Raw genomic sequence first — 2,411 nt, 5'->3', positions numbered from 1 at the left:
GTCTTCCTGTGGTTCTCGCTGCTGCTGGCGATGGCGCTCAATCTGATGCCGCTGGGCCGCTACGCGGCGATGCCGGACTTCATCGCGCTGGTGCTGGTGTTCTGGAATGTGCACCAGCCGCGCCGCGTGGGCATTGGCTGGGCCTTTGTGTTTGGCCTGCTGATGGACGTGCACGAAGGGGCGCTGCTGGGCCAGCACGCGCTGTCGTACAGCCTGCTGAGCTACTTCGCGATTGCGCTGCACCGCCGGGTGCTGGGCTTTGGCTGGGGTGCGCAGCTGCTGCACGTGCTGCCGCTGTTTTTCATCGCGCAGCTGGTCTCTCTGCTGATCCGCCTGCTGGCCGGCGACGCTTTCCCTGGCTGGCAGCTGGCGCTGGCGCCGCTGATCCAGGCCCTGCTGTGGCCGGTGGCGAGCTGGGTGCTGCTGGCGCCGCAGCGCCGGCCGCCGGACCCGGACAAGACGCGGCCGCTGTGAAACAGCGCATGCAAGAGTTGCCGGCATGACGGAGTTGCGCAATGTCGAGCGCGAGCTGGACAGGTTCCGGCTGCGCTCGGTCGCGGCGGCGTTTTTCGTGCTGATCGCCTTCGGGCTGCTGAGCTCGCGGCTGGTGTACCTGCAGGTCTACCGGCACGACGAACTGTCGACCCGCGCCGAGGCCAACCGCATCGCCGTGCTGCCGGTGGTGCCCAACCGTGGCCGCATCCTGGATCGCAACGGCGTGGTGCTGGCTTCGAACTACACCGCCTACACGCTGGAGATCACCCCGTCCAAGGTCGAGAACCTGGAAGAGACGATCAATGCGCTGACGCAGGTGGTGGAGATCCAGCCGCGAGACCGGCGCCGCTTCAAGCGGCAGATGGAAGAAAGCAAGAGCTTCGAGTCACTGCCCATCCGCACCAAGCTGACCGACGTGGAAGTGGCGCGCTTCCTGGCCCAGCGCTTCCGCTTTGCCGGCGTGGACATCAAGGCACGGCTGTTCCGCAACTACCCGCTGGGTGACACTGGGTCCCACATGCTGGGCTACATCGGCCGCATCAACCAGGCTGAGAAAAAGGCCATGGAGGATTGGGACGACGACGTGCTGGCCAACTACCGCGGCACCGAATACATCGGCAAGCTGGGGCTGGAGCAGAGCTACGAAAGCGAGCTGCACGGGGCGACCGGCTATGAAGAGGTGGAGACCTCGGCCGGTGGCCGTGCAGTGCGCCGGCTCAACAGCCGCCCACCCACGCCTGGCAACGAGCTGCACTTGTCGATCGACATCAAGCTGCAGGCGATGGTCGAGGAGCTGTTCGGCGAGCGCCGCGGCGCGCTGGTGGCCATCGACCCGCGCAACGGCGAGGTGCTGGCCTTCGTCTCGAAGCCGACCTTCGATCCCAATCTGTTCGTCGACGGCATCGATGCCGACTCCTGGCGCGATCTGAACGAGAACCCCGACAAGCCCTTGCTGAATCGGGCCATGCGCGGCACCTATCCGCCGGGCTCGACTTTCAAACCCTACATGGCGATGGCTGCGCTGAACACCGGCAAGCGCTCGCCCAGCGTGGTGATCCAGGACAACCTGACCTACAGCTTCGGCGGCCGCACCTTCGGCAGCGCCGAGGGCGACCGCGCCGGCCCCAAGGACATGCGCCTGGCCATCGTCACCTCCAGCAATGTCTACTTCTACAGCCTGGCCAACGAGATGGGCGTGGACCTGATCCACGATCAACTGGAACCCTTCGGCTTCGGCCGCAAAACCGACATCGACCTGGAAGGCGAGGTGACCGGCGTGCTGCCCTCGCAGGATTGGAAGCGTCGCTACTTTGCGAAGACTCCGGCGAACCAGAAGTGGTTTCCCGGCGAAACCATCTCGCTGGGCATTGGCCAGGGCTACAACAGCTTCACGATGCTGCAGCTGGCCACCGCCGTCTCGACGCTGTCGACAGGCGGCCAGCGCTACAAGCCGCGGCTGGTGCGTGAAATCGAGGACGTGGTCAAGCACGATCAACGCCACATCGCAAGCGACGCGCTGAGCGCGCTGCCGCTGCGGCCGGCCGATGTCGACGTGATCCGCAACGCGATGAACGGCGTGACGCTCGAAGGCACCTCGCGTGCGGTCTTCGCCGGAGCCGCCTACCAGAGTGGCGGCAAGACCGGCACGGCCCAGGCGATCGGCTTGCGAGCGGGGCAGACCTACAAGGACATCAAGGCCGACGAGCGCAAGCGCGACCACTCGCTCTACATCGCCTTCGCGCCGCTCGAAGCGCCCCGCGTCGCGCTGGCCCTGATCGTCGAGAACGCCGGCTTCGGCTCGACCTCGGCCGCGCCCATCGCGCGCCGCGTGTTCGACTATGTGCTGAGGAACGAGTACCCCAGCGAAGAAGACATGGCGCTGGTGCGCCAGGGCAAGGCCACCGCGCCGGTCGGCA

General features: G+C 66.3%; 2 protein-coding genes. Both read left to right on the top strand.

The window, feature by feature from the left end; all coding sequences use genetic code 11:
- Nucleotides 1-474: rod shape-determining protein MreD (gene mreD, locus FKP22_RS27410; protein ID WP_141291127.1), on the top strand; the 474-nt coding region annotated here is incomplete at its 5' end.
- Between the two features lie 25 nt (nt 475-499).
- Nucleotides 500-2,411, top strand: a 1,912-nt coding sequence (gene mrdA / locus FKP22_RS27405; protein WP_141291125.1) for a penicillin-binding protein 2, incomplete at its 3' end; no start/stop codon positions are given.

Origin of the sequence: Ideonella azotifigens (assembly GCF_006519715.1) — a bacterium.
GTDB lineage: Bacteria > Pseudomonadota > Gammaproteobacteria > Burkholderiales > Burkholderiaceae_C > Ideonella > Ideonella azotifigens.
This window is presented reverse-complemented; position numbering and strand designations above follow the sequence as displayed.